This is a genomic window from Neopararhizobium haloflavum (assembly GCF_002750855.1).
GTDB lineage: Bacteria > Pseudomonadota > Alphaproteobacteria > Rhizobiales > Rhizobiaceae > Georhizobium > Georhizobium haloflavum.
This window is the reverse complement of sequence record NZ_NWUC01000031.1, coordinates 1-2,304: the sequence shown is the minus strand read 5'-3', so window position 1 is coordinate 2,304 and position 2,304 is coordinate 1. Positions and strand designations below refer to the sequence as shown.

Below are 2,304 nucleotides of genomic sequence, written 5' to 3'. Positions count from 1 at the left end.
GAGGGAATAAGGCATCGTCTGCTTAAGCAGTTTGAGCGGTGCTCTTGCCCAACAGAGCCAAAGAAGCTTCATTGACACGTTCGTTGAGGATCTCAGTGTTCTCCAAACACATCAGAAGCTCAGAGTTCTCCATCTCCAACAACATGCCGGTTATCTTTCCGACCATTTCATCAGGAACCAGACTGGCAATTAACGGATACAACTGTTCGCCCAAGATTTGCTTTTGCTCCTGAGGGGCAGCAGCGGCCAATTTAGAAGTAAGTTCTTCTCTCTGTACAGTGGTGCTCGGGGCTCCCTGTGTATGCTGATGTTGTGGACGAACTTGTTGACTAACTCCATAATTGTACTGACCTTGACCTGGTTTCCCCTGTCCAAGTTGTTGTCTCATTTGTTGACCTCCTTGGATGTTACCGGCCGGTGCACGGTTTTGAGGTCTCGCTCCACCCTGGTATTGCTGACGCATGTTTCCTTGTTGACGAGGACCACGGTGGCCGGTTCCATATTGATTTTGCTGAACGAAGCTCTGCATTCCAAATCCTGAATTCATTCCATTCCAGCGGGTCATGTTTCCAGTACGAAGCTGGGCTGGTACTGCGTTGGCAACAAAAGGACGTTGGTTGGGGAGCGCAGATTGGATGTAGAAGCCGCCGCCAGCATTCGGAGCATACATAGCAGTAGGAATACCACCTCCTTGGATCCTCATGGTGGCCATACGCTGCATGTACTGGGAAGCTAGCTGGGCTTTGCGTTCCTCCTTGCGCTGAGCAAGGGCAACATATAAAGGCTTTCCGTTCAGCATCTTGTTGTTCATGTCAACGACCGCCTTGGTAGCATCATCGGGCTTCTCAAAACAGACGAAGCCGAATCCCTTGGAACGACCATTCTCGTCGGTCATCACCTTAGCAGAAGCGATAGTACCGTGCTTCTCAAAGTTTTTCTTTAATTCATCACTGGTTACAGTTTCATCCAGGTTCTTAACATACAAGTTGACTCCTTGATAGCGTTGCATGCGCTCAGCCTTCAGTTGCTCGTAAACACGAGATAATTCGGCTTCACGTTCGGCTTTCTTCTGAGCACGACAAACAGTTAATTTGACATCGGACTCGGGGATCTCTTGGTTGTTGAGTTCGTTGACCGCTTTCTCAGCGTCTTCTGGATTCTCGAAAGAGACAAAACCGAATCCCTTCGATTTTCCTTCATGATCCTTCATGACTACCGAGCTAGTGATTGGGCCATACTGTTCGAACAAAGCCTTGAGCTTTGCATCATCAATCTTATCACCAAAGTTCTTAACAAAAACATTGGTGAAACGATGAGCGGCCTCTCCCATCTCCCGAAGACGAGCAGCACGGGGTTGGAACTTGCCCACGTAGACTTGCTTGTTGTCCAGAAGCATGCCATTTACTTTCTCAATAGCCTTCTGTGCAGCTTCTTCTGTCTCGAAGTGGATGAAACCATAACCTTTACTCTTTCCTTCTTCGTCAGTAGCGATCTTGCAACTGAGGATGTTTCCGAACATAGAGAAGGTATCATAGATGGACTTAGTGTCGATGTTGGGGTCCAAATTCTTGATGAAGACATTGCCTGCGCCGGAGCGACGAATAGTGGGGTCGCGTTGAGACCACATGATTCTGATTGGCTTGCCACTCAACGAATCAAAATTCATGGTGTCCAAGGCTCTCTCGGCATCAGCAGGTTGTTGGAAGTTGACATAAGCATATCCCAAAGAACGACGGGTAATGGCGTCACGACAGACACGGATCGACAACACTGGGCCAGCCTGGCTAAACTTATTGTAGAGAAGCGATTCGGTGACGGCGGGATGAAGATCACCGACGTACAACGAGGCCATCAAATAGTTACCGGCCGGGGCGGCGTTACCAGTAGCTGCAGCAGCAGGAGCTGCTGGGGCAGAAGTCAATGTCTGAGCAGCCATTTCCGAAAATTTTTGGAACAACTTATATCAATTAGACGAGCCAAAAAACAGGAAAATAACGATTTTTTTTGATTTTTTAGGTTTTAGCAAATTAAAATTTTTTTGTTTTTTATTTTTAATATTTTTCTGAACCAAGAATTTGGGGAACTTCAGACGGTCGGTCATCAGTTTCTTGAAGATCCGGGAAACGACAAACACGGACAACCCTTTCTTGTGACTCGCCTCAGACCATCCATAACCGGGCATGGAGGGAGCAACAACCTCAAACGCCACTTGATCGCCGAGTCCGTGCTTCTTGGGATCGGTGAGCATGGGGATGATCTTATAGAACTCGTAGACATTTCCAGGCCAGCCGTGCGCCAACAACA

2 protein-coding genes are annotated in these 2,304 nt (G+C 47.9%); both read right to left on the bottom strand.

The genetic code is table 11. The features are described from left to right. Positions 1 to 22 precede the first annotated feature (22 nt). Positions 23 to 1,936, bottom strand: coding sequence for a polyadenylate-binding protein (locus CN673_RS21830; protein ID WP_099868284.1), 1,914 nt, complete (start codon positions 1,934 to 1,936; stop codon positions 23 to 25). Between the two features lie 27 nt (positions 1,937 to 1,963). Further along, on the bottom strand, positions 1,964 to 2,304 hold a 341-nt coding region (locus tag CN673_RS21825; protein WP_114149050.1), incomplete at its 5' end, for an alpha/beta fold hydrolase.

Coding starts and splice junctions, on each gene's coding strand:
- CN673_RS21830 (WP_099868284.1), bottom strand. CDS start 1,936: ATGGCTGCTCAGACATTGACTTCTGCCCCAGCAGCTCCTGCTGCTGCA.